General features: G+C 61.0%; 21 protein-coding genes. 9 read left to right on the top strand and 12 right to left on the bottom strand.

The window, feature by feature from the left end; genetic code table 11:
• Positions 1-983: 983 nt before the first annotated feature.
• Positions 984-2,093: a DUF2817 domain-containing protein gene (locus BMZ10_RS04345; RefSeq protein WP_093458800.1), complete on the top strand. Its 1,110-nt coding sequence runs from the start codon at positions 984-986 to the stop codon at positions 2,091-2,093.
• Positions 2,094-2,135: 42 nt separating this feature from the next.
• On the opposite strand, the gene BMZ10_RS04340 is transcribed toward BMZ10_RS04345, so the two are convergent.
• Both BMZ10_RS04340 and BMZ10_RS04335 read right to left on the bottom strand, forming a co-directional pair.
• Entirely contained in the window at positions 2,136-2,933 is a 798-nt protein-coding gene (locus BMZ10_RS04340) for an NAD-dependent protein deacetylase (RefSeq protein ID WP_256214427.1), read from the bottom strand.
• Positions 2,934-3,188: 255 nt separating this feature from the next.
• Positions 3,189-4,013, bottom strand: coding sequence for an HDOD domain-containing protein (locus BMZ10_RS04335; RefSeq protein WP_093458798.1), 825 nt, complete (start codon positions 4,011-4,013; stop codon positions 3,189-3,191).
• Between the two features lie 373 nt (positions 4,014-4,386).
• On the opposite strand from BMZ10_RS04335, the gene BMZ10_RS04330 reads away from it, so the two are divergent.
• Together BMZ10_RS04330 and BMZ10_RS04325 are read left to right on the top strand one after the other, a co-directional pair.
• Complete coding sequence (locus tag BMZ10_RS04330; protein WP_093458797.1) at positions 4,387-5,406, top strand: branched-chain amino acid aminotransferase; 1,020 nt, start codon at positions 4,387-4,389, stop codon at positions 5,404-5,406.
• Positions 5,407-5,602: 196 nt separating this feature from the next.
• Entirely contained in the window at positions 5,603-6,847 is a 1,245-nt protein-coding gene (locus BMZ10_RS04325) for a serine hydrolase domain-containing protein (protein WP_093458796.1), read from the top strand.
• Between the two features lie 37 nt (positions 6,848-6,884).
• Here BMZ10_RS04325 and BMZ10_RS04320 read toward each other — a convergent pair whose 3' ends face one another.
• On the bottom strand, positions 6,885-7,790 hold the full coding sequence (locus tag BMZ10_RS04320; RefSeq protein WP_093458795.1) for a LysR substrate-binding domain-containing protein: 906 nt from the start codon (positions 7,788-7,790) through the stop codon (positions 6,885-6,887).
• A gap of 121 nt (positions 7,791-7,911) precedes the next feature.
• Here BMZ10_RS04320 and BMZ10_RS04315 point away from each other — a divergent pair, with 121 nt between their 5' ends.
• The gene (locus BMZ10_RS04315; RefSeq protein ID WP_093458794.1) at positions 7,912-8,670 is read left to right on the top strand and encodes an SDR family NAD(P)-dependent oxidoreductase; all 759 of its coding nucleotides are present in this window, start codon (positions 7,912-7,914) and stop codon (positions 8,668-8,670) included.
• Positions 8,671-8,706: 36 nt separating this feature from the next.
• On the opposite strand, the gene BMZ10_RS04310 is transcribed toward BMZ10_RS04315, so the two are convergent.
• The 4 genes from BMZ10_RS04310 to BMZ10_RS04295 form a co-directional block, all read right to left on the bottom strand.
• Complete coding sequence (locus tag BMZ10_RS04310; protein ID WP_093458793.1) at positions 8,707-9,636, bottom strand: AEC family transporter; 930 nt, start codon at positions 9,634-9,636, stop codon at positions 8,707-8,709.
• A 185-nt stretch (positions 9,637-9,821) separates the two neighbouring features.
• Positions 9,822-10,142 carry an RcnB family protein gene (locus tag BMZ10_RS04305; protein WP_093458792.1) on the bottom strand — a complete coding sequence of 107 codons (321 nt, stop codon included), beginning with the start codon at positions 10,140-10,142 and terminating at the stop codon, positions 9,822-9,824.
• A gap of 71 nt (positions 10,143-10,213) precedes the next feature.
• On the bottom strand, positions 10,214-10,522 hold the full coding sequence (locus BMZ10_RS04300) for an RcnB family protein (protein WP_093458791.1): 309 nt from the start codon (positions 10,520-10,522) through the stop codon (positions 10,214-10,216).
• 165 nt (positions 10,523-10,687) lie between these two features.
• Entirely contained in the window at positions 10,688-11,545 is an 858-nt protein-coding gene (locus BMZ10_RS04295) for an SDR family oxidoreductase (RefSeq protein ID WP_093458790.1), read from the bottom strand.
• A gap of 87 nt (positions 11,546-11,632) precedes the next feature.
• Between BMZ10_RS04295 and BMZ10_RS04290 the strand changes: the two genes are divergently transcribed.
• A complete protein-coding gene (locus BMZ10_RS04290) occupies positions 11,633-12,055 on the top strand; it encodes a winged helix-turn-helix transcriptional regulator (protein ID WP_093458789.1) in 423 nt (140 codons plus the stop codon).
• On the opposite strand, the gene BMZ10_RS04285 is transcribed toward BMZ10_RS04290, so the two are convergent.
• The 5 genes from BMZ10_RS04285 to BMZ10_RS04265 form a co-directional block, all read right to left on the bottom strand.
• Positions 12,050-12,658, bottom strand: coding sequence for an FMN-dependent NADH-azoreductase (locus BMZ10_RS04285; RefSeq protein WP_093458788.1), 609 nt, complete (start codon positions 12,656-12,658; stop codon positions 12,050-12,052). The genes BMZ10_RS04290 and BMZ10_RS04285 overlap by 6 nt on opposite strands.
• 158 nt (positions 12,659-12,816) lie before the next feature.
• Complete coding sequence (locus tag BMZ10_RS04280) at positions 12,817-13,917, bottom strand: SMP-30/gluconolactonase/LRE family protein (RefSeq protein ID WP_093458787.1); 1,101 nt, start codon at positions 13,915-13,917, stop codon at positions 12,817-12,819.
• Positions 13,918-14,185: 268 nt separating this feature from the next.
• Positions 14,186-15,412, bottom strand: coding sequence for a c-type cytochrome (locus BMZ10_RS04275; RefSeq protein ID WP_093458786.1), 1,227 nt, complete (start codon positions 15,410-15,412; stop codon positions 14,186-14,188).
• Entirely contained in the window at positions 15,409-17,172 is a 1,764-nt protein-coding gene (locus tag BMZ10_RS04270) for a GMC family oxidoreductase (RefSeq protein ID WP_093458785.1), read from the bottom strand. The genes BMZ10_RS04275 and BMZ10_RS04270 overlap by 4 nt, the downstream gene beginning before the upstream one ends.
• Positions 17,173-17,178: 6 nt before the next feature.
• Entirely contained in the window at positions 17,179-17,925 is a 747-nt protein-coding gene (locus BMZ10_RS04265; RefSeq protein ID WP_093458784.1) for a gluconate 2-dehydrogenase subunit 3 family protein, read from the bottom strand.
• A 684-nt stretch (positions 17,926-18,609) separates the two neighbouring features.
• On the opposite strand from BMZ10_RS04265, the gene mrdA reads away from it, so the two are divergent.
• From mrdA to ddpX, 4 genes are all read left to right on the top strand, one after another.
• Positions 18,610-20,544, top strand: a complete 1,935-nt coding sequence (gene mrdA / locus BMZ10_RS04260; protein WP_093458783.1) for a penicillin-binding protein 2 — start codon at positions 18,610-18,612, stop codon at positions 20,542-20,544.
• A gap of 163 nt (positions 20,545-20,707) precedes the next feature.
• On the top strand, positions 20,708-22,429 hold the full coding sequence (gene poxB, locus BMZ10_RS04255) for a ubiquinone-dependent pyruvate dehydrogenase (protein ID WP_093458782.1): 1,722 nt from the start codon (positions 20,708-20,710) through the stop codon (positions 22,427-22,429).
• A gap of 360 nt (positions 22,430-22,789) precedes the next feature.
• Complete coding sequence (locus BMZ10_RS04250; RefSeq protein WP_093458781.1) at positions 22,790-23,641, top strand: MurR/RpiR family transcriptional regulator; 852 nt, start codon at positions 22,790-22,792, stop codon at positions 23,639-23,641.
• Between the two features lie 63 nt (positions 23,642-23,704).
• A complete protein-coding gene (gene ddpX, locus BMZ10_RS04245; RefSeq protein ID WP_093458780.1) occupies positions 23,705-24,259 on the top strand; it encodes a D-alanyl-D-alanine dipeptidase in 555 nt (184 codons plus the stop codon).
• Positions 24,260-24,336 lie beyond the last annotated feature (77 nt).

The raw sequence follows: 24,336 nt of genomic DNA, 5'->3' as shown, positions 1-24,336 counted from the left end.
ATAGCAACCGCTGTGCCAGCCAGTACGTCTAGAACGATGTTTTCAGGCGTTGCGACCGATATGTCGCATTCTTGTAATTTTTTATCGAATCCCTGTTTAAAGCGGCCGTGGACAAACTCGGACCAATTGAACCAATTTAAATATCGGGACGAGCGGGTCCGTTGAGTGCGCTGGGAAAGTTTCGCAGTGCCTCGTCGTTAATCAATCGGAAGTGCGTGCACCAAACCCGATAACTAGGGTTCGAATTGGTGCGTAATGAGTTAGCTGTGCATGGTGCATGTCCCCTTAGTTAGTGACCGGTCAGTCACATAAAGTCGCTTGAGACTTTCCTTAGGATGATCACAAGCGTCCATCTGTTTGATGATGGCTATTTAATATGTGGCACTTCTGATGCCGAGTACTCTCTGCCAGGAAGTCCTGTTTTATAAAAACGCAAATGCCGCGCTTATCGGATGCGTCCGTGATTAACAAATAAAAGTCGGTGTCGCGGGTGCTGCAAAAAATAAAGGCGTTCGGCGCGGATCTGCGTTGGGTGTGAAACCGAATGAGCGTGAACCGTCAGGCGCTGGAACAGGCACCGCCGGGCATCAAGCCAAGGCTGACTGACGATGACGCAGAGCGCGCAGGCGAGGGGCTTATGGCTAGGCGAGGGGTTATCGATGACGGTCGGGCAATGAAGTACACGTTTCGAATTCCTTGTCGACGGACGTCAGACTTGTGGTTGGCGTCCTGCACTGTTTATGGACAGGGTGATGTCCGTTTCCTGCACTTTGGTGCGTGTTGCGCACCGATGGGCAGCGTAGACTCGCGGTTTTGTTGAGTTCGCGGGCCTGCGGGTGGTACTGACGTCCCACTTGTGAAAATTCCCTGAAAAAAATGTGCCAATAAGCGCTTTTTTTGTAACAAATTTGAAGCACTTCGGTTCGGGCGGTAAAACGGTCCGTGCGCCGAACCTGATTCGGTCCTTATTCTCGAGGGTTTCGATGAGCCAGTTTTTCCCCACCCAGCCCGGTTACCGCGCGCTGCGTGAACGTTTCCTGAAGGCCGCCACCGAACTCGGTGCTGACCTGAGCGAATACCCGCATCCGCTTGCCGGCCCCTTTGGTGAGCGTCTGTTCACCGATGTCGCCTGGATCGGCCCGCCCGACGCCCGCAAGGTGCTGGTGGCACTGAGCGGGACCCACGGTGTGGAGGGTTATTACGGTTCTGATTGCCAGAGTCGTTGGCTTGAAAGCCTCAAGGGCCGCGCACTGCACGAAGGCGTCGCGGTGTTGATGATTCACTTGATCAATCCGTGGGGTACCGCGTGGATGCGTCGGGTCAACGAGGACAACCTCGATCAGAACCGCAACTACCTGAACTTCGCCAGACCGTTGCCTGATAACCGTGCCTACCGGGAAGTGCATCCCCTCTACGCTTGCGAACAGCTGCGCGGGCCGTTGCGCGATCGGGCCGACGCCTTGTTCAACGCCGCCATCGCCGAACGCGGTTGGCCGGGCCTGATGTCGGTCGTGGAAGCGGGGCAGTATGAATTCGCCGATGGCCTGTTCTATGGCGGCAAGGGTCCGAGCTGGTCGAACCGAACGTTGCGCAGCATCGTTGCCAGGCACCTGAGCGGCGTTGAGGTGGCGGCGTGCTTCGACCTGCACACCGGCGCGGGAGATTACGGCCATCCGATGCTGATGAGCATCGTCGAGTCAGGTTATCCGGCGCTGGAAGACGCCCAGGCATTGTTCGGCCCATGGCTGTTCACGCTCATTACCGGCGCCAACCAGATCAGCGCAACCGGGGTCGCCGCGACCTCCACCGGATACACCTCGCAGATGTTGCTCGACGCCTTGCCCGGCGTGCATTTGATGCCGTTCGTGATCGAATGCGGGACGTACCCTGGCGCTGAGGTGCACCAGCACCTGCGAGACGACCACTGGCTGCACCTGCACGGCGATCCACTGGACGAAACGGGACGGGCGATCAAACGAGGATTGCTGGAACAGTTCTACCCGGCCGACCCGGACTGGCAGGAAGTGGTGTGGGTACGAACGCGACAGATATGGGAGAAGGCGTTGGCGGCGCTGCCGGGCATCAGGCCCTGACACGCCGGTCCGTGATGGATCGACACGGCGGCTGATATCCGCTCAGGGCGTTACCAGTCGCTGCGTCAACTGAGGCAGCAAGACTTCGCAGGACGCGCCGATTTTGAGGTCCAGCAGGTCATCGGCGCGGGTTTTGCCCAGATTGATCGCCACCAGCGGCTTGCCCTGGTCAGCCATCGCCCGGCACAGCCGGAACGCTGAGAACGCCATCAATGACGATCCCACCACCAGTAACCCATCCGCCTGTTCAACCTTTTCCATCGCCCTTGCTGCAGTGGGCGCAGCAACGTTTTCGCCAAAAAACACCACATCCGGCTTCATGCGCTCGCCGCCGCAGTGTGTGCAATGCGGCACCTGGAAACGCGCCTCGAACGCCTCATCGAGCAACGTGTCACCATCGGGTGCCTGCACCGCATCGACCCCGGCCAGGTACGGATTCTGGTCAAGCAGGCGCTGCTGAATCACGTCGCGCTCAGTGCGTTTCCGGCAATCCAGGCACAGCACCCAGTGCAGGCTGCCATGCAGTTCCACAACATCCTGGCTGCCGGCCTGATCGTGCAGCGTGTCGACGTTCTGAGTAATCACGCCGTTGATCAGGTCATGTTGCTGCAGGGTTGCGAGGGCGTAGTGGGCTGCGTTGGGACTGGCGGCGCGCACCCGTGGCCAACCAAGCATGGCGCGCGCCCAATAGCGCCGACGGGCCTCGGGCGCGTTGAGAAACTCCTGAAACATCATCGGTTGCCGGCCCCGCCGCACGCCGTCGCTGTCGCGGTAGTCGGGGATCCCGGAAGAGGTGCTGATGCCGGCCCCGGTCAGGACGACGAACGAGCGTTCGCCCATCCAGTGCAGGAGCGTTTCAGTCCCGGATTCGGCAGACGTGTCGAACATGCAGAGTTCCTCGAGAGCGCAGCGGTGGGCCGATACTAAACGAGGCGGGTGATTTATGCTTCGGCCGATTGAGCGGTGTGGCGGTTGATGTCGGGCTCTGTAGGCAGAAAACGTGCCGGCGTCTGCAGTTGATCAGCCGCTGATTCAGTGGCTGCACTGCAATCGCCAGCACGCTTACGCCCGAAGGCTCTGTACGCAAACCTGGTCTTAGCTCAGCAGCTCTGCAAACGCCTTGTCTGCTTCCAGCACGGCGGGCAGTGCGGCGAACAGCGCGTCCAGATCGATCCCCTCGAACAGCGGGCCGTCGACCGCTTGTCGTGCTTCTGGCGTAGCGCCGCCATGGTTGTCCAGCGCGTCGGAAATGGTCAGTGCCTGGGCGACGATTCGCGGCTGGGTCGCATCGCCCGGCGCCTGCATGGGCCTGGCCTGATAGGCAATGGCATCTTGAATGACAGTGGGCAACTGCCAGCGACGTGCCAGTTCCGCACCGACTTCCGGATAACCGAAACCCAGTTGCAGCGTTTCAATGGCTGCGCGACCGGTCGTGCCGGTTTTCGTCACACTGTTGATGCGTTCCGCCACCTGAGGCGCGCCGGTCTGAATCAGCAATTCGCCGATGTCGTGCATCACCCCGCAGGTGAAGGCAATTTCCGCATCGGCACCGGACTGCTTGGCCAGCAATCGACAGATCCCGGCCACCTGAAAACTCTTCAGCCAGAATCCTTTGAGGTCGAAGCTTGGTCCCGCCTTGAACGCGCCGGTGACCGCCGAGGCCAGCACCAGCGTACGCAAAGTATTGAAGCCCAGCCGCATCGCCGCGTCCTCGATGCTTGACGATTCACGTGCGCCCCGGAACCTGGCGGAGTTCGCCAGGCGCAGGATCTTGGCGGAGATCACCGGATCCTTCTGGATGTTGCGGGCGATGCTTTCAAGGTTCGATGAAGGATTGTCGAACTGCAGAATCAGGTCTTGAGCCACTTTGGGAATGCTCGGAAGACTGCCCAGATCCGCGAAGAGTTGCTCGATACCCATGGCACTGCTCCTGTCTCATGTGAATTAGCAACGATAGGCAACATTTACGGTTCTGCACGCCTGGTGTTCAGCTTTTGTTACGGGTGGCACAGTCTGAGAGGCGATAAGCGCTCTGACTGAAATGAAGAAGAAAATGATGTCAGCCCAGAGCTGCCAGAACGGGCAGTTGTAAGCGTTTTTTTTATCCGTCCGGCACGCCCTCGCACGATCTTTTTAAGCTCCCGAGCAGTGGAGGCGGTTTGTCGGGCAAAAAATCAGTAATATGGCGCAACATCGGAACGGGCCGTGTCCTGTACCGGGCCTTCACGACCATATTGAAGAAACGCCAGACGCCGGGAATGCCGGCCGGGCTGGCCAGGAAATAGAGGGTGTCATGGGTAACGAAAGCATCAATTGGGACAAGCTGGGTTTCGACTACATCAAGACCGACAAGCGCTATCTGGCTCACTGGCGTAACGGCGAGTGGGAAAAGGGCACCCTGACCGAAGACAACGTGCTGCATATCAGCGAAGGCTCCACCGCGCTGCATTATGGTCAGCAGTGCTTTGAAGGCCTGAAGGCTTATCGCGCCAAAGACGGCTCGATCAACCTGTTCCGTCCGGACCAGAACGCCGCTCGCATGCAGCGCAGTTGCAGCCGCCTGCTGATGCCCCATGTGCCAACCGATGTGTTCATCGAGGCGTGCAAGGAAGTGGTTCGCGCCAACGAGCGCTTCATCCCGCCCTACGGCACCGGCGGTGCGCTGTACCTGCGTCCGTTCGTGATCGGCGTGGGCGACAACATCGGCGTTCGCGCCGCACCCGAGTTCATTTTCTCGGTGTTCTGCATCCCGGTCGGTCCCTACTTCAAAGGCGGCATGAAACCGCATAACTTCGTGATCTCCAGCTACGACCGCGCCGCGCCACAAGGCACCGGTGCCGCCAAGGTCGGTGGCAACTACGCGGCCAGCATGATGCCGGGCAGCGAAGCGAAGAAGCATGGTTTCGCCGACGCCATCTACCTGGATCCGCTGACCCATTCGAAGATCGAGGAAGTAGGCTCGGCCAACTTCTTCGGTATCACCCACGACGATCAGTTCATCACGCCGAAATCGCCGTCAGTGCTGCCGGGCATCACCCGTCTGTCGCTGATCGAACTAGCGTCGAGCCGGCTGGGTCTGAAGGTCACCGAAGGTGAAGTGTTCATCGACAAGCTCGATCAGTTCAAGGAAGCCGGTGCCTGCGGTACCGCTGCGGTGATCACGCCCATCGGCGGCATCAGCTACAAAGACAAGCTGCACGTCTTTCACAGCGAAACCGAAGTCGGCCCGGTGACCCAGCGTCTGTACAAAGAGCTGACCGGTATCCAGTTCGGCGAGATCGAAGGCCCGGCCGGCTGGATCGTCAAGGTCTGATCCCGACGCTTTCGCCACAAAAAACACCGCCTTCACGGCGGTGTTTTTTTTCGCCCGGCGTTTACGTACGAAATTTCCGACCTCAGGTTTGGCAATCCCTTGACTGAATGCGCAGTGCGGCGTCCGCGGCTGAACTATGGTTCATGCGGGCCATGTCCCGACGTCTGATAACGGCGATAAAGAATAAGGAAGCGTTATGTACCCACGAGCTGTTTCACGTTCCGTTCAGCGCGCTCGGCCGCTGGCATTTTCCATGGGGCTGCTGGCCCTCGGGCTGACACTGAACGCCGGGGCCGAGGATTACCCTCACGCCCACGAGACCATCGGCACGGTCGAACAGATTTACGACGGCGCAATGTTGCCGGACCTTGCCGTCAGCACGTACCGCAACATCGACCGACTGTTTCCCACCCACACGATCAAGGCCGGCGCCCACCCTTACGCGTTGCCCAGGTCAGACAAGCAACTGGCCAATGTGCGCTTCACCTACGAGGGCAAAAAGTACGACCTGTACGACTACGTGGCACTGGACAGCGTCACGGCGATGCTGGTGATCAAGGATGGCAAGATCGTCTTCGAGACCTACCAGCGCGGCAACAACGAGAAAACCCGCTGGATGTCGATGTCGATGGCCAAATCCATCACCTCGACGCTGGCCGCTGCCGCGATCAAGGACGGGCTGATCAAAGGACTCGATTCGCAGGTCGTCGATTACGTGCCTGAGCTCAAAGGCAGCGCCTACGACGGCGTGACGGTGCGCGATGTGCTGATGATGTCCTCGGGTGTGAAGTGGAACGAAACGTACACTGACCCTGCATCGGATCGTCGGGCCTTGCTCAGGGCGCAGATCTCGCAGAAGCCGCGCTCAGCGGTGACACTCATGGCCGGGCTGCCACGCGCCGCCGAGCCGGGCACGGTGAATAATTACAGCACCGGCGAGACCCAGATTCTGGGGGAAATCGTGCGCGGCGCGGTGAATATGCCACTGGCCGACTACCTGTCGAAGAAGATCTGGCAGCCGTTCGGTATGGAAAGCGATGCCCGATGGTGGCTCGATTCGCCCGACGGCGTGGAAATCGGCGGCAGCGGCATCAGCGCTACCTTGCGCGATTACGGGCGCTTCGGGCTGTTCTTCATGAACGGCGGGAAGATCGACGGCAAATCCATTCTGCCTAACGGCTGGGTCAGCGAAGCCACCTTGCCGACCACCCTCAAGGGCGGCAAGAAGCTCGACTACGGCTACATGTGGTGGACCGCCTGGACCGAAGCCTCGGTCAAGGATGGCGCCTACGCCGCCGTCGGCATTCAGGGACAGAACATCTACGTCAATCCGGCCAACAACGTGGTCATCGTCACGTTCGGCGCACAGCCCAAGCCGGTGGACAAAGAACCTGTCGATCCCATGACCTTCTTCGACGCCGTGGTCGCCGCCCTGAAATAGCGGCTAGACCGCGCCGTGACGGCCACGAGCTGTCAGGTCAACGCTGTACGCCGTACTCGCCCAGCAACTGTTCCATCCAGTCCATGAACACCCGGCAGCGTTGTGGCAGGTGACGGCGATGGGCGTACAGCAGCGACACCGGCATCGGCGCGGGCAGGTAATCGGGCAGTATCTCGACCAGGTCGCCGCGCGCCAGCTGGTAGCGTTCCGCCAGGCGCGGTATCTGCACGATCCCCAGACCACCCAGGCACGCCGCCTCGTAGGCTTCGATGTAGTTGACGGTGACACTGCATGGCATCGCGACGTAACAGTCTTTGCCGTCGCGGTGGTACTCGAACATCGAATCGCTGCCGCCGAATGACGACACGTAATTGACCAGGCGATGCTGCTGCAGATCCTCCAGCGTGCGGGGGACGCCGAAGCGTTCGGCGTAACTCCTGCTGACGCAATTGACCATCTGCAAGTGACCAAGCGAACGCGCCACCAGTGACGTATCGGGCAGTTCACCGACACGCATGATGCAGTCGAACCCCTCGCGGACCAGGTCGACGCGACGGTCGGTGCTGCTGATTTCCAGCTCGATCAAGGGGTGTCGGGCAATGAACTCACCCAGTCGGGGCATCACCAGCCTGCGTGCGACGGCAGTCGGCATGTCGACCCGCAAGCGCCCGCTGAGCACCGCGTTGTCCTGGCGAAACAGGTTCTCCAGCTCGTCCATCTGCGCCAGCAGGTCTTTGCTGCGCTCGTACAACACCTGGCCGTCCGGGGTGGTCTGCACTTTGCGCGTGGTGCGCAGCAGCAAGCGGGTGTCGAGCAGATCCTCGAGCCCGCGGATGTGCTCGGAAACCGTCGAGCGCGGCAGATTCAGGGCGTCGCTGGCCTGCGTGAAACTCGACATCTCGGCGACCCTGATAAAGGTTTTCAGCAGCTCCAGCTTGTTCATGAATCTCTGCCTATTGTTCGGCCTGGTCGACTATTCATGTCGGATACGGGCTGTTTATCAAATCACAGCCGAACAATACGCTTGTCTTCAACGACTGACCATCACCAACGAGGAAGCCTTCATGAGCAAGAAGATTGCGATCATCACCGGCGCAAGCCGCGGCCTGGGCAAAAACACTGCGCTACATCTGGCACGGCAGGGCGTCGACATCATCGGCACCTACCACAGCCGAGAAGACGAAGCGCAAAGCGTCGTCGCCGAAATCGAAGCCTTGGGCGGCAAGGCGAAAATGCTCAGGCTGGATGTTGGAAGCAGCGGACAATTCGACGCGTTCGTCACGCAGATCTCGGCGCTGCTCAAGGCGTACTTCCATGCTGAGCGCGTTGATTTTCTGGTGAACAACGCGGGCATCGGTCTTTACGCCTCCTGCGCAGAAACCACCGAGGCGCAATTCGATCAGTTGATGAACGTGCATTTCAAAGGGCCGTTTTTCCTGACCCAAAAGCTGCTGCCGCTGATCGCCGATGGTGGGCGTATCGTCAACCTGTCGTCGGGGTTGGCGCGTTTTTCGCCGGTCGGCTATGCCGCGTATGCATCGATGAAGGGCGCGATCGAAGTGTGGACGCGTTATCTGGCGAAAGAACTCGGCCCGCGCGGCATTACCGTGAATGCCCTCGCACCTGGCGCCATCGAGACCGATTTCGGTGGCGGTTCGGTGCGTGACAACGCCGATGTGAATGCCTGGGTGTCGGCGAACACTGCCATGGGACGCGCCGGCCTGCCCGATGACATCGGCGCTGCGATCGCGATGCTGCTGGGCGACGGCGGGCGCTGGATTACGGCTCAACGCATCGAAGTGTCGGGCGGCATGTTCATTTGAACCACGTCAGGCGTTGACGAAGGTCTGGATCGATCGCTAGCCGTTGATGTAATAGATGCACAGCGACAGGGTCAGCAGTGACCCCAGCGTCGACATCAGGATGGTGCTGGAAACCACTGAGGCCTCTCGCTTGTAGTACTCGGCCAGCATGAACGGCCCGGTGCCGGTGGGCAGCGCGCTGAGCAACAGGGCGGAGTTGGCCCACAGCGGCGGCAGATGAAACACCTTGAACGCCAGGAACCAGGTCAACAGCGGGTGAGCGATCAGCTTGATCAACACCAGAAGGCTCGTGCCATGGCGCGGGCCTTGCTGTTTCTGGGCGAGAAACAGTCCCAGGGAAATCAGCGCGCAGGGCGTGGTCGCTGCGCCCAGCAAGCTGAGGAATTTGTCCAGCGCGCCCGGCAGCGGTACGCCCGTAGTGGCCCAGCAGCCACCGAGAATCGGCGACACCACCAGTGGGTTCTTTGCCAGCGCGAGCAGCACCTTGAACACGATCCGGTGGACGTTCGCTTCGCTTTGCAGGCCGACTTCGATGCACACCAGAGCGATGCCAAACAGCACGCAGACCACGATCAGCGACGCGATGAGTGCAGGTTCCAGACCGTTCTGGCCCAACACCATGACGCACAGCGGAATGCCGATGTACCCGGTGTTGGCGTAGGACGCACTCAGCGCATCGATGCTGGCGTCGGCAAAATGCCCGGCCTTTCTGCGCCGCAGCAACAAGGTGAGGACAAACATCGCCATCGTCGACAGGGTGAATGCCAGCACGAAACCGGGATGCCAGATCTGCTCCCAGGTGGCATTGGCGGTAGCGGTGAACAGCAGCGCCGGCAGGCACAACCAGACCACCATGCGATTGATTTCAGAAGCAGCGCCGGGACCTAAGCGGTTGGTCCTTCGGCACAGGTAACCCACCAGGATCAGGGCAAAGATCGGCAACAGCACATTCAAAACGGACGACATCGGACCCGGCCTTGGCTATTCGAAAAGACTCAGCGAAACAAACGGCAAAGATTAAAGTCGGAAATCGTTAGCGTCCAACCTTTCTCGCCGTTGATACCGGGATTTCATCTGGCCGAATGCCCGCTGCAGAGCGGACGCGAGAGGGAAGCCGGGTGCCCGAGAGGATCCGGGCACCGCGAGGTCATTCATTTTTTCAGCGGTTGGGTCTTGACCGGTGCGATGTCGAGAATTTTGCCGTCGCTGACGTTTACCAGCACATATTTGTCGTTGATCATCACCCACTGGCTGTCTTCGGCCGGCGCTGCGAGGTGTTTGTCCTGCCAGTCCTTGATGCCGACGCGTTCTTCTTTATAGAGATCCGGCGCGGTGTCGCCGACTTTGTAACGCTGATTGGTGTGTTCAGCCTGCACGCTGGCATTCGAGGCTGTCTGCGCCTGGGCCATGAGGCTGGTGCCGCTCAAGCAGGTCGCGATGGCCGCGCAGGCCGTCAGGGTTCTCAGGTTCATGGGCAATTCCTTCTGTTATTCCTCTGGTCAGCCCAAAGCAGGGCCACTGCGCTGTGGTTTTCAGCGTCGTGTTATTTTTTGACAGGCACGATGTCGGTGATCTGACCGTTGGTGGTCTGCACCTGCACGTACTTGTCATTGATGCGCACCCATTGGCTCTGCTCGGCGGGAGTCTTGAGGCCTTTCTGTTTCCAGTCTTTGATGGCAGCGCCCGGGCGCTGGAATTTTTCCGGCGCGCGATCACCTTTTTCCAGATCCCGCATGTTGTCTTTGGAGGGCTGAACGGTCGGCGCTGGTGCGTCCTCGGCTTGCACGGCGAAGCTGGCGACAGAAACACATCCCAGAATCGTCAAACCGGCGATGAGCGATTTGCTGTTCATTCGAAACTCCTTTCCAGTGCGTAATGCGCTGTCACTAGTTCCGACCGTGGTGGCTGCAAATCATTCAGTGGGAGAGGGTGGATGTGCGGACCTGCGCTACGGTCAGCGCGTCGGCGCCATGCCCGCAGGCCATGAAAACGGCGAGCGGGCGTGGCAGACGTCGGATCAGCCAGCCAGCGCCTGTTCGATGCTTGCGCTCAGCGGCGTTGTCGGCCGACCGATCAGACGGCTCAATTGGCGGGCGTCGTCGAACAGGGCGCCCTTGGCCGCCGCGGCATCGGAGTCGGACAGCAACTCGGCGACAAACTCAGGCAGTCCGGCCTGCAGCAGCGCAGCGCGGTAGTCGGCCTGTGACAGGTCGGTATAAACCACGGGCTTGCCGGCCTGGCGCGACACCTGGTCGGCGAACTCGCGCAGCGTGTAAGGGCTGTCTCCTGCCAGTTCGTAGACACTGCCCGCCTGATCATCCTGCGCGGTCAGCACGGCAACAGCTGCGGCTGCGTAATCGGCGCGGGCTGCCGAACTGATGCGGCCTTCGCCCGCGCTGCCGAAATGCGCGCCATGGGCCAGATCACCCGCGATGCCCGCCGTGTAGTTTTCGTGATACCAGCCGTTGCGTAGCAGCACTGCCGGAACCCCCGACTGTGCCAGCGCGGCTTCGGTCTGGCGATGCTCTTCGGCCAGCCCGAGCGCCGAGGTCGGCGCGTGCAGAACGCTGGTATACGCCAGCAGCTTGACGGCGGCACGTCTGGCCGCGTCGATCACGGCCTGGTGTTGAGCCACCCGCTGACCGACTTCGCTGGACGAGATCAGCAGGATCTTTTCCGCGCCGGCAAACGCGCTGTCCAGCGTGGCAGGCTGCGAATAGTCGGCATGACGAACCTGTACGCCCTTGGCCGCCAGATCCGCGACTTTTTCCGGGCTGCGCACAGCCGCAACGATCTGACTGGCGGGCACGGTTTGCAGCAGTTGAGCAATGACCAGACGACCCAATTGGCCGGAAGCACCGGTGATGACGATCATGATTGATGTACCTGAGCAGCAGTGAATGTGCGCTCAGCATAGTCATCATGCTAACCTTTAGTAAGTACGTACAAAAAGGTAAGTGCAATGAATGACATTTCAAGCCCGTCGACAGAAAGCGCCTCGCTGCTGGAGCGTATCCGTACCGGTGAGGTGCTGGCGCGAGACTGCCCGTCGCGGGAAATCCTCAACCATGTGTGCAGTCGCTGGGGTGTGCTGGTCTTGGTGGTGCTGCTGGACGGCATGCACCGGTTCAGTGAACTGCGGCGCAAGATCGGCGGTGTCAGCGAGAAGATGCTTTCCCAGACTCTGCAGAGTCTCGAACAGGACGGTTTTATTGATCGCAAGGCGCTGCCGGTGGTGCCGCCACATGTGGAATACAGCCTGACCCCGCTGGGCGAGGAGGTCGCGTTGCAGATGGATGGCCTGACAACGTGGATCGAGCGCAATCTGCCGCGCATCCTGCAGGCGCGGCAGGCCCGCTCTGCAGGCGCGAGCGACGGGTCATAAGGTCGCGGCGAGTTCCACGGCTGCCTTGCTGGCGGCGCTGCGCGATTCGGCGTCAACTTCCGGGCCCAGCAGGGTTTTCTCGATGACGATGTTGTATTGCTCGTCGATGCCGACCATTTCCGCCCACGTCGTGAGGTAGGCGATCTGATGCTCGGCGCGATCCAGAGGCGCGCCTCGAGCCGCGATGACGACCACTTTGCGCCCGTCGAGCAAGCCGTTCAGGCCGCGCTCATCAAAGCTGAACAGCAGGTCTTTCTGACTGACAACGTCGATCAGGTGTTTGAGCTTGTAGGGAATGCCGAAATTCCACATGGGCACGGCAAACAGGATGATGTCAGCGCTGACGAAGCGCTGGGCCAGTTCGGTGATCTGTGCCCAGGCCTGCGCTTGCTCGGGCGTGCGCTCGATGCCCTGAATGCCGGCGTACTTGGCGTCCAGCGCCGCGCCGTCGAACTCGGGCAGGGGCGTGTTCCAGACGTCCAGGGTGTCGACCGTGGCAATCGCGTGCTGAGCCTGCCAGGCATCGATGAACGTCCTGGCCACCTCGATCGAGGCGGACCGTTGCTTGCGGGGTGAGCTTTCGATGTAGAGCAGGTGCGGCATGACGGTGTCCTCTGCGGGAAGAAAGCGGTGGTTCATTGATAGCAGAAGACTGCGCCGCCGGTTCAAGAGTTGCAGCGTTGCTGGCCCACCTCCTGCCTGACGGCCCTGCGCCGGGCCGGCCGCTGCGATCCTGGCCGACCCGACGCATCATGCTCGCGTCAGCCGAACGTGGCGCCGCGTGTGTTCACGAAAAGCGAATAGATGGAATGGCTGCTCGCCATGAACAAACGGTTGCCCTCGCGGCCGCCGAAGCACAGGTTCGGGCAGCGTTCGGGCAGCGAAATGTGACCGATAGCCTTGCCCTGCGGATTGAAGACGCGCACGCCGTCGAGTTTTTCCAGGTCGGCCTTGGGATCGCCGTTGCCACCCCAGCCGCACCACAGGTTGCCCGCCTCGTCGCATTTCATGCCGTCGATGGCGGCGTAATCGAGACCTTCGACATGTTTGCGCCGGGCGCCGAGGCTGCCATCCTCGTTGACCGCGATGGCCCAGATCAGCCGGTTGGGCTTGGCCCTGCCTTCGACCACGTAAAGGGTTTTTTCGTCCGGCGAGAAACACAGGCCGTTAGGGCCGTTGAGGTCGTCGATCACTCGCGTGACCTTTGCGCTCTGGCCGTCGATCCGGTAAACCGCATGCGGCTGCGCGGGCGTGATCTTGTGACCTTCGTAGTTGTTGCCGGTCTGGAAAGGCGGGTCGCTGAACCAGATCGAGCCATCGCTCTTGCAGACGATGTCGTTGGGCGAGTTGAAAGGCTTGCCTTCGAAGCTGTCCGCCAGCACGGTCACGCTGCCATTGTGTTCGGTGCGGGTGATGCGGCGGCCTTCGGTGCCGGTGGTCGAGCCTTCGCAGACGAGGAGCCGACCCTGGCGGTCGCGACACAGGCCGTTGGAGAAATTCGAGTTCTGGCGGTAGACCGAGAAGGTGTCGGTGATTTCGTCCCAGCGCATGATCCGGTTGTTGGGAATATCGCTGACCAGCAGATAGCGCCCGTCGCCCACCCAGACCGGACCTTCGGCCCAGCGCATGCCCGTGGCGAGCTTTTCCACGCTGGCGTTGAAGATGCGCAGGTCGAGGAAGCTGTCGTCGAGAATGTGGATCAGCGGATCGGGATAGCGTTGGCTGAGCGGCTCGGCGGCGCTGGCCAGACGAGGAAGGGCGGCGCTGCCGAGGGTGGCGAGCGTGGCCGATACGGCCAGTGAATGTTTCAGAAAGGTTCTGCGACTGTTGCCTTGAGGCTCATCGGAATGGGTCGATTCCATGTAGCGGTCTCCGTTGAATTATTTTTTTACGGGCCGCTAGTAATACATTGTGATAAGACATCGTACAAGTGTGAATCGGTCAGTGAATACAGGTTGCAAGCGCAGCATTCCGCCGAATGCCGGCCGCTGCAGGCAGGAGCGAGATTCGCATCGCTTGCCAAGTCAAAAAAAAGCCCGACCTCATCTCTGGGGCCGGGCATTTTCAATACGCCAGCAGCGCGCGGACCGCTGCTGCGGCGGTGACTTCGTGACGGTGAATTGGTAGCGGCTACTTCGGCGTCAACGCCTCTCGCACATCTTTCACCTGAGCAGCGGAAACCGCAGGCGCTGCGTTGCCCCAGGTGTTGCGCACGTAGGTCAGCACATCAGCGACGTTTTCGTCCGACAGGTTCCAGCCGAATGCCGGCATGGCTGGCGCGGTCGGCGCTGCATCGGTGGCGCCCGCACGGCTGCCCGCCAGCACCACACGAATCAGCGACGACGGATCGTTGCTGTTGATCAACGGCGCCTTGGCCAGTTTCGGGAACAGGTGGGCCGCGCCTTCACCGGTCGGCGTGTGGCACGCCGAACAGCGGTCAGCGTAGATCGCCTTGCCCGCAACCATCGCCGCATCACTGGCCGCAACCGCTGTCGCCGGCTCGACCGGCCTGGCGCCGTCCTTCAGGTAGACCGCGACGGCCATCAGGTCTTCATCGTTCCAGTGCTGCGACGAGTGCTCGACTTCCTCGGCCATGGGGCCGGAGGCGATGTCGAAGCGGTTCGCGCCGGTCTTCAGGTACTGGACGATATCCGCTTCGTTCCACGCACCCAGACCGTCGTGGCCGGTGGAGGTGATGTTCGGCGCCACCCAGTTCTGCAAGTTGGCGCCGGTCAGGAACTGGTCGTTCTTGTCGCCGCCGATCAGGTTCTTGGGCGTGTGGCAGGTGCCGCAGTGCCCGAGCCCTTCAACCAGATAAGCACCGCGGTTCCACTGCTCGGACTTCTGCAGGTCGGCCTTGAATTCGCCTTCCTTGAAATTGAGCAGGTTCCAGCCGATCAGGCTGGTGCGCACGTTGAAGGGGAAGGGCAGCTGGTTGGTTTCCACCTTGTTGTCCGACGCGTCGACGGTCCTCAGGTAGGCCCAGATTGCCATGTTGTCTTCGCGGCGCACTTTGGTGTACGCCGTGAAGGGCATGGCGCCGTACAGACGCTTGCCGTCCAGGCCGTGCCCTTTGGACATGGCGTTCTGGAAGTCTTCGAAGGTCCAGCGGCCAATGCCGTTGACCGGGTCCGGTGTGATGTTGGCGCCCGCCAGTTTGCCGAAGGGCGTATCTAGGATGACGCCACCGGAAAACAACGGCTTGCCAGGCAAGGTATGGCACGCCGTGCAGTCGCCCAATGTGGTCAGGTAGCGGCCTTTTTCCACCAAGTTGTAGGAATCTGCGCCAGTGGCGGCGTGAACCAGGCCAACGGACAGTCCGATGACGCCCGCACATACAGTCAGAAGCGCCTTCATACGCTGATCATCTCCCCTGGACGCTTGAGGTAGCGGTTGCGAATGGCGTCCGCCGCTTTGAAAGCCAGTGCTGCCACGGTGCCGGTCGGGTTGTAACCGGGGTTCTGCGGAAACGCCGAGGAGCCGACCACGAACAGATTGGGCACGCCCCACACTTGCAGGTATTTGTTGACCGAGCTGTTCTTCGGGTCGGCGCCCATTATGAAGCCGCCGACGATGTGCGAAGACTGGTACGGCGAGCTGTTCCAGTGACCGGTCTGGGAGTTGGACACCATCTGCCGCGGGTTCATGCTCTTGGCGATCTCGCCGACCTTGCCGGTGACGTAGGCCGCCATCTTGCGGTCGTTCTCCGGGAAGTCGAAGGTGATCCGCAGCAACGGGCGTCCCAGCGGGTCCTTGTAGGTCGGGTCCAGCGACAGGTAATTGGTGCGGGTCGCGTAACTGCTCGCTTCGCAGCCGATGGACATGGTGCTGGCGTAGTTCTTGACCGTGGCCTTTTTCCATTCCGAACCCCACGCCGGGGTGCCGGGCGGCAGCGGGCGAGAGTCGATCGGCGCTGCACCGATCGGCGTGACGCGCGTGCTGCCGCCGCCGACGAAGCCCAGCCCCGAGTGGTCGAAGTTGTCGTTGTTGAACTCGTCGATGCCCATGCCGATGGCGCCGCCGCCGATGAAGGGGTTGAAGTTCTTGTCATCGAAGAACATGCGCACGCTGTTGGCGGTCTGGTAGGCGTAATTGCGGCCAGTGGTGCCGGTGTTGGTGACCGGGTCATAGGGCTGGCCGATGCCGGACAGCAGCATCAGGCGCACGTTTTCAAAGATGAAGGCACTGATGACGACCAGTTCGGCCGGCTGTTCCCATTCTTCGCCGTTGGCATCCATGTAGACGATACCGGTGGCGCGCTTGCCGCTGCTGTCCATGGTCACGCGCAGGACTTCGCAGTGGGTCATGGCCGTGAAGTTCGGCTTGCGGATCAGGACCGGCAGCACCGTGGTGATGGCGCTGGCCTTGGAGTAGTTCGCGCAACCGTAGTTGGTGCAGAAACCGCAGTAGGTGCACGGCCCCATCGCCACGCCCAGCGAGTTCACATACGGCTGCGACACCAGCGCCGAGGGCACCGGGAAGGGCTTGTAGCCCAGGTTCTTGGCCGCTTCGGCAAACAGCGTCGGTGCGTAGGTCTGCTGCGTCGGCGGATTGGGGTATTCCTCGGAACGGGCGCCCTCGAAGGTATTGCCGCCTTCCTGGATCACGCCCTTGATGTTGCCGGCCTTGCCCGAAACGCCCGCCAGGCGGTCGAATTTGGTGTAGAACGGCTCCATCTCATCCCAGTCGGTGCCCCAGTCCTGCAGGGTCAGTTCCGGGGACAGCTCTTTGCCGTAGCGCTCTTTGAGGTGGCTGGCCAGGCGAAATTCATGGGGCTGAAAGCGGAAGGTGATGCCCGCCCAGTGGTTGCCTGCGCCGCCTGTGCCGTTGCCAGGGTGGAACGAACCCCACGAACGCATCGGCAGCGCGGTTTCGTTGACACTGTTGCGAATCGTTGTGGTGTTTTGTCGGGTCCGCAGCATCAGGTCCTGACGGCGGTTGTAGCGCAGTTCGTCGGCCGCCGAGGCGACGTTGAAGTCGGCTGCGGTGTCACGCCACGGGCCCCGCTCGAAACCGATGATCTTGAGGTTTTCGTCCGCCAGTTCGTTGGCAATGATGGATCCGGCCCAGCCGAGTCCGACAACCACGACATCCGTGGAAGGTAGTTTTTTGGCCATGTCGAATTAACCCTTCTTGGTCCAGGCGGAGCTGCCGATGATGGAGAGCGGCACCAGATTCAGCTTCTGGTTATGCAGACCGATGTACTCGCGGTAGTCGTAGCGGGCACCGGGGAAGCCGATCATTTTCCACGACACCATGTCGCGGTTGCCGCCATAGACCGGGTCGGCGAAGAAGCCTTCCATGGTGTTGCCGAGCACTTGCTGAAAGAACAGTTTCGCGTCGATGCCGTCCAGCGCGATGTCGCCTTTTTCCAAACCGGTCAGCACCTTGTCCTGATCGGGCGCGGCGAGGGCGGTAAAGCCCTTCTGAAATTGTTTCTGGCAGTAAGCGTCGAGTCCGGCCAGGCCCAGCCGGTAGCGCTGACGCGGCACCAGTTCGGATTGGTCGCCCTGCATGGGCGTGCCTTTTTCGAACGGGCCCTGCATGTACAGGCGGCTGAAGGTGCCGTACTCGCCGGCCAGCTGGCGATCGATGAACACGGCGCAGCCTGCGTCCTTGCCACTGACACTCAGGTCGTCGGCGGGAATCAGCCGGGCGACGATCGCCTCGACTGTGGCGGCTTCGGCGTCAGTGAAGAACTGCCAGCCCGGGGTGTCGTAGTGCATCGGGCCGTTGTGATCGAACGGCACCCACTGGGGAACACCGACGACGGTGGCGGCCTTGGCCGTTGCGGCGGCACCGACTGCAAGCGAGGCAGCGGAGGTCTTGAGCAACTGGCGGCGGGTGAAGCCTTTGGATTTTTCTGTCATTCAGGGCTCCTGCGAACGCGACTTCACGGGCCATTGCAGGAATGGTCCGTGTCGGAGTGGCGTTCAGCGTTCTTTATTCACGGTTGGACGGGCATACGATGTGCCCGGCGTCTTGCTCGAGCGGGGGTGTGACACTGGGTCTCTGGTCTGCCGGTGAGCGAGAGGCGCACACTGAGCGGGGGCATTGCCTTGCCCGCTGTCATCTTTTCCACGCTGGTGGCAATCATAGATGTGTTACCAGACGTTGCATTGTCCTCATTTCGTAAATAACCGTTACCGATTTCGCAACAGTCCAGGGTTTGCCGGATTATTGAGTGGGCGTTCGATGACCATCCGCCCGTGCCCACACCCTTGATTTAGAGCATCTGGCAGGTCTGCGGGGGCAGTGATTCGCTTCTGCGTAACCTGATCCGATTCTTCTGATGTCATCTGTCATGCAACAGCCGTGTCGATTGTGCTGTTCTGCGCAACAAAAAGAGGCTCGCACAGCGCGTCAGAAGCACTGCCGCAGAAATGTCGATACGCAGATATCGCTTGCCAGCTTCGCTCAACATGACAGGATTTTCATGAAGATCGCGCCGTGAAACCGGTCACTTCTTGGTATCGTGCACGCCATTTGCGTCCTGATAATCCCCACGCGGGCGCTGTGTCTGTCGTCTTCATCTTCACCGAGTAGCTGTAGAAATGCCCGATCCGATACCCCTCAAGGATCACGAAAAGGAAACCAGGCTGGTCAACAAGCGGTTGATCGCCTGTGCCTTGTTCGTGACCGTGCTCAGCATTGCGCTGGTCTGCCGGATGTACTTCCTGCAGGTCACTCAGTACGCCTATCACTCGACCATCTCTGAAAACAACCGTGTGCATGTATTGCCGATTCCCCCCGAGCGCGGGCTGATCTACGACCGCAACGGGGTGATCCTCGCCGACAACCGTCCAAGCTTTAACCTGACCATGACCCGCGAGCGCGCGGGCGACTGGCATGCGGTGATCGAGGAGTTGATGCACATCCTCAATCTCCCGGACGAAGACCGCATCATTTTCGACAAAGCCATGAAGAACTCACCGCATCGCTTCGTGCCGGTGACGCTGCTTTATGAGCTGACCGAGGAGCAGATTGCGCTGCTGGCGGTGAACCAGTTCCGTCTGCCGGGGCTGGACGTCGAGGCGCAGTTCGTCCGCCATTACCCGCTGGGCGCGCATTTTGCGCACTCGATCGGTTATGTCGGGCGCATCAACGAGAAGGAAGCCACGCAACTCGATCAGGTCGAGTATCGCGGCACGCAGTCCATCGGCAAGACCGGCATCGAACGCTTCTACGAGAACGAACTGCACGGCCACGTGGGTTACGAAGAGGTCGAGACCAACGCGCAGGGGCGGGTGCTGAGGGTGCTCAACCACCATGATCCGGTCGCGGGCAAAAGCATCACCTTGAGCCTGGACATCAAGCTGCAGGAAGCCGCCGAGGAGGCGCTGGGTGATCGACGCGGGTCGGTGGTGGCGCTCGACCCTGCCACAGGCGAAGTGCTGGCGATGGTCAGCAAGCCGAGTTTCGACCCCAATCTGTTCGTCACCGGCATCAGCTTCAAGGAGTATTCGGCGTTGCGCGATTCGGTCGACCGGCCGTTGTTCAACCGCGTGCTGCGCGGCCTGTATGCGCCGGGTTCCACGATCAAGCCGGAAGTGGCCATCGCCGGGCTCGACAGCGGCATCATCACGCCTTCGACCCGTGTGTTCGATCCCGGTTATTTCCAGTTGCCCGATTTTGACCACAAGTACCGTAACTGGAACCACTCCGGCGATGGCTGGGTAGACTTGAACGCCGCGATCATGCGATCCAACGACACCTATTTCTACGACCTGGCGCACAAGCTGGGCATTGATCGGCTGCACGATTACCTGACCATGTTCGGCATTGGTCAAAAAGTCTCGCTGGACATGTTCGAAGAGTCCGCCGGATTGATGCCGTCCAAGGAATGGAAGCGTATCACCCGTCGGCAAGCCTGGTTCCCGGGCGAAACGGTGATTCTCGGCATCGGTCAGGGCTACATGCAAGTGACGCCGCTGCAGTTGGCACAGGCCACGGCGCTGATCGCCAACAAGGGCGTGTGGAACCGGCCCCACCTGGCCAGGGAAATCGGCGGCGTGGCGCCGGTCGACGAGCATCCGATGCCCAACATCGTCCTGCGCGATTCGCGCGAATGGGATCAGGTCAACAACGGTATGCAGTCCGTGATGCACGATCCGCGTGGTATCGCGCGGGCCGCGGCGCAAGGCGCGCAGTACCGCATTGCCGGCAAGAGCGGCACGGCGCAAGTGGTGGCGATCAAGCAGGGCGAGCGCTATAACCGCGATAAAACCCTGGAACGCCACCGCGACAACGCTTTGTTCGTCGGTTTTGCGCCCGCCGCCAACCCGAAAATCGTGGTGTCGGTGATGATCGAAAACGGCGAAGCGGGCGGTCGCGTGGCAGGTCCGGTGGTGCGCCAGATCCTCGACGCCTGGCTGCTCGATCAGGATGGTCACCTCAAACAGCAATATGCGACGCCGACCGCTATGCCGGTCAACCCGAAAGTGCAGGTGGCGGCGCCCGGCAGACCTGTCGTGCAACCGCCAGTGTAAGGGCGGGGGTTGTGTGACAGGCATGACGCAGTGGCGGGTTTTACGACGGCTGCACACCCGATCGCACTGAACTGTGCACGGCGGGGCCGGTCGATTTGAAAGCACGCGCGACGCTGGCAACGGCATCGCGCGCTCAATTCGACTCGACAAGGAAACCTGCCCCATGTCCAGCAGAACCACCGCCGACTACCTCGCCCAAACCCTCGCCGCAGCAGGCGTCTCGAAGATCTGGGGCGTCAGTGGCGACAGCCTGAACGGTCTGACCGACAGCCTCGAGCGCCTGGGCAAGATCAAGTGGATGCACACCCGCCATGAAGAGGTGGCCGCTTTCGCAGCCGCTGCCGAGGCGGCGTCCACCGGCAAGCTGGCGGTGTGTGCCGGCAGTTGCGGTCCGGGCAACCTGCATCTGATCAACGGCTTGTACGATTGCCACCGCAGCCGCGTGCCGGTATTGGCGATCGCCGCGCAGATTCCTTCTTCGGAAATCGGCCTGAATTACTTTCAGGAGACCCATCCCACCGATCTCTTCAAGGAATGCAGTCATTTCGTGGAAGCGGTGCACAGCGCCGAGCAATTCCCTCGTGTGCTTGAACGCGCGATGCGCGCTGCAATCAGTCAGCGCGGCGTCGCGGTGATCGTCATTCCGGGCGATGTCGCGTTGAGCCCGGCGCCCGACGCCAAGGCCGAGTGGGTCGACCATGCGCCTGCGCGCGTGATCCCCACCGAGACCGACCTGCAGCGGCTGGTGGACATTCTCGATAAATCCAAGGCGGTGACCTTGCTCTGCGGTGCCGGTTGCGCCGACGCGCACGATCAGGTCGTGGCGCTGGCCGAGAAGCTGGGCGCGCCGGTCGTGCATGCCCTGCGCGGCAAGCAGTACATTGAATACGCCAATCCCTTCGACGTCGGCATGACCGGGCTGATCGGTTTCAGCTCCGGGTACCACGCGATGATGTCATGCGACACGCTGGTGATCCTCGGCAGCAGCTTTCCTTACCGCAACTTCTACCCCGACAAGGCCAAGATCATCCAGATCGACATCGATCCTGCCGCGCTGGGGCGGCGAGTGCCGCTGACGCTGGGCCTTCAGGGCGGCATTGCCGAAACCATCGTCGCCTTGCTGCCGCGCCTCAAGGCTCACACCGATCGCAAATTCCTCGACAAGGCGCTGGCGCATTACGCCACGGCGCGTGAGGAACTGGACGAACTGGCGACCCCATCGCCCCATGGCGAGCCGATTCATCCGCAATACCTGACGCGCATGGTCGATGCCTATGCTGATCCCGACGCGATCTTCACGGTCGATGTGGGCACGCCGACCTTGTGGGCCGCTCGCTATCTGACCATGAACGGCCAGCGCTCGCTGCTGGGCTCGTTCAACCATGGCTCGATGGCCAACGCCATGCCCCAGGCGCTGGGCGCCAAGGCGGCATTCCCCGACCGACAGGTCGTCGCGTTGTGCGGCGATGGGGGCCTTTCGATGCTGATGGGGGATTTGCTGACCATTCGCCAGCTCAACCTGCCGATCAAGATGGTGGTGTTCAACAACAGCTCGCTGGGCTTTGTCGCGATGGAGATGCAGGCCAGCGGCTACGTGCCCCATGACACCGATCTGCACAGCACCAGCTTCGCCAATATCGCCATCGGCGCGGGCATCCTGGGGATTCGGGTGGAAGATTCCGCCGATCTGCCGAACGCGCTTAAAAAAGCGTTCGAGCATCCCGGGCCGGTGCTGGTGGACGTGGTCACCGCCAAGCAGGAACTGGGACTGCCGCCGAAAATCAAGCTGGCTCAGGCCAAGGGCTTCAGCCTGTTCATGCTCAAAGCGGTCATGAATGGCAAGGCCGATCAGGTGCTTGAGTTGGCGAAGACCAACTTACGTTGATTGCCGCTCGGATGCAGTAGCGGGGCTTACCCCGCTATCAACCGGAAACAGGTCCGCATTCGGTTACCGCGTCGTCCGGACGCGGTGGCGGTCTGGAATTCGCGACCACCGTTTCGCCGTCTACTGGCCAGACCATGCTCCTGCGACACGCCTCTGGCAGCGCATTTTTTGCCCCCGAAAAGCGCATCTCGCGCACCTGTCGCACCACCCTGAAACACACATTTGCGCTGTTGAAATCTCTTGAAGAAAACCATTGTGCCACCTCGAAAACCGATGTTATGTTGGTAACATCTTGTCGAGAAATGACTGTTCAATAACATTTCCCGATTGATTTCAGCGTGTGTTTCCAGCGGAATTCTCATGGCCAGCAGTCCCTTTCTCGACACCCTGGAGCAACGGTTCAGCGACCTGACGCCGACGGGCAAGCGGATTGCCGGGTACCTGTTGGCCAACCCGCAAAAGCTGCCTTTCGAGACGGCCGACAGCATTGCTCAGCAGACCGGCACGACCGGCATTTCGGTAGGGCGTTTCCTGCGCTCGCTGGGCTACCGCAACATCGACGACGTCAAACAGAGTCTTCGTGGCGACAGCGCAAGTCCCTGGGTCATCACTGACCGGCTCGGCGCGTTCCGTGAAGAGAGCACCCACGACGATGCACTGGAGCGCTCGATGAACCGCGAGCTCGAGGCCATTCAACGGGTGTACGCCCTGGCCCGCAGCGAGACGTTCGGGCGCATCGTCGAGCAGTTGTTCAGCGCCGATGCGGTGTTCATCGTCGGCATCCAGACCACGCGCGGCATCCTCAATGCCTTCTTCACGCACCTGGAATACATTCGGCCCAAGGTCTATTACGTCGACGGACTGTCGGGCACCTATGCCGAATCGCTGAACTCGCAGTTCGACAACCCCTACGCGGTGATTGCGGACTTTCGCACCTACTCGTCGGTGACCCGCACGTTCTGCGAAGTCGCTCATCAACAGGGCCTGGCCCTGGCTTTCATCACTGATTTTCACTGTCCATGGGCGCGGGACTATCCGATGGACCTCTTGCAACTGAACGCCGATGTCGGCCAGTTCTGGGATTCGCTGGCACCGCTGACCTGTCTGTTCAACCTGATGGTCTCGGCCGTGGCGGAAAAATACGGCGATCGCCTCGATGAGCGGCTTGCGAAGAACCGTGAATTGCAACAATTGTTCGGCCAGTTCGAGTGATGCATCGCGCATCCGGCCGGCCAGAAATCTGAACGTGTGCTACCTGATCTGGAGTGTGTTTACGTGAATAGCCCCCTCGTCGAAGTCGATGCCCGCGCGCTGCAGGTCGAGGTCGATCTGATCTATGCCGGTGTCGACAACCTGGCCGGCAAACAGATTTATCAGGACCCGCGCTGCCTGCTGCACCGCGATGCCGAGGCACGGCTGCGCCAGGCCAGTGTGCTGGCCCGGCAGGCAGGCCTGCGCCTGCGCATTTTCGATGCCTATCGACCGCCCTACGCCCAGGCGCTGTTGTGGGAGGCGCTGCCCAACCCGGAATACGTGCGCGATCCGGGCTTGGGCTCGCACCATACCCGCGGCGTGGCGGTGGACCTGACCCTCATCGATGCGCACGGCAAGGCGCTGGACATGGGCACGGGGTTTGACGACATGCGCGCCCACTCACATCAGTTTTTCGCTGATCTGCCCGCCGACGTGCAACGCAATCGCTTGCTGCTGCTGGGCATCATGCTGGCTGCCGGCTTCACCTACATCGACAGTGAATGGTGGCACTACGAGCTGCCGGGTGCGGACCAGTATCCGCTGATCGACGATGGTTCGATCCGCCTCGCGAACTGACGGCCACAGCACCTGAACCGACACGCGACACCTGACCGGGACGTTCATGAATCCCGGCTGAATCTGGCAGCGACCTG

It is taken from the genome of Pseudomonas sp. NFR16, from assembly GCF_900108875.1.
GTDB lineage: Bacteria > Pseudomonadota > Gammaproteobacteria > Pseudomonadales > Pseudomonadaceae > Aquipseudomonas.
Note: the sequence above shows the minus strand (reverse complement) of the source record. Positions and strands in the feature narration are given on the sequence as shown.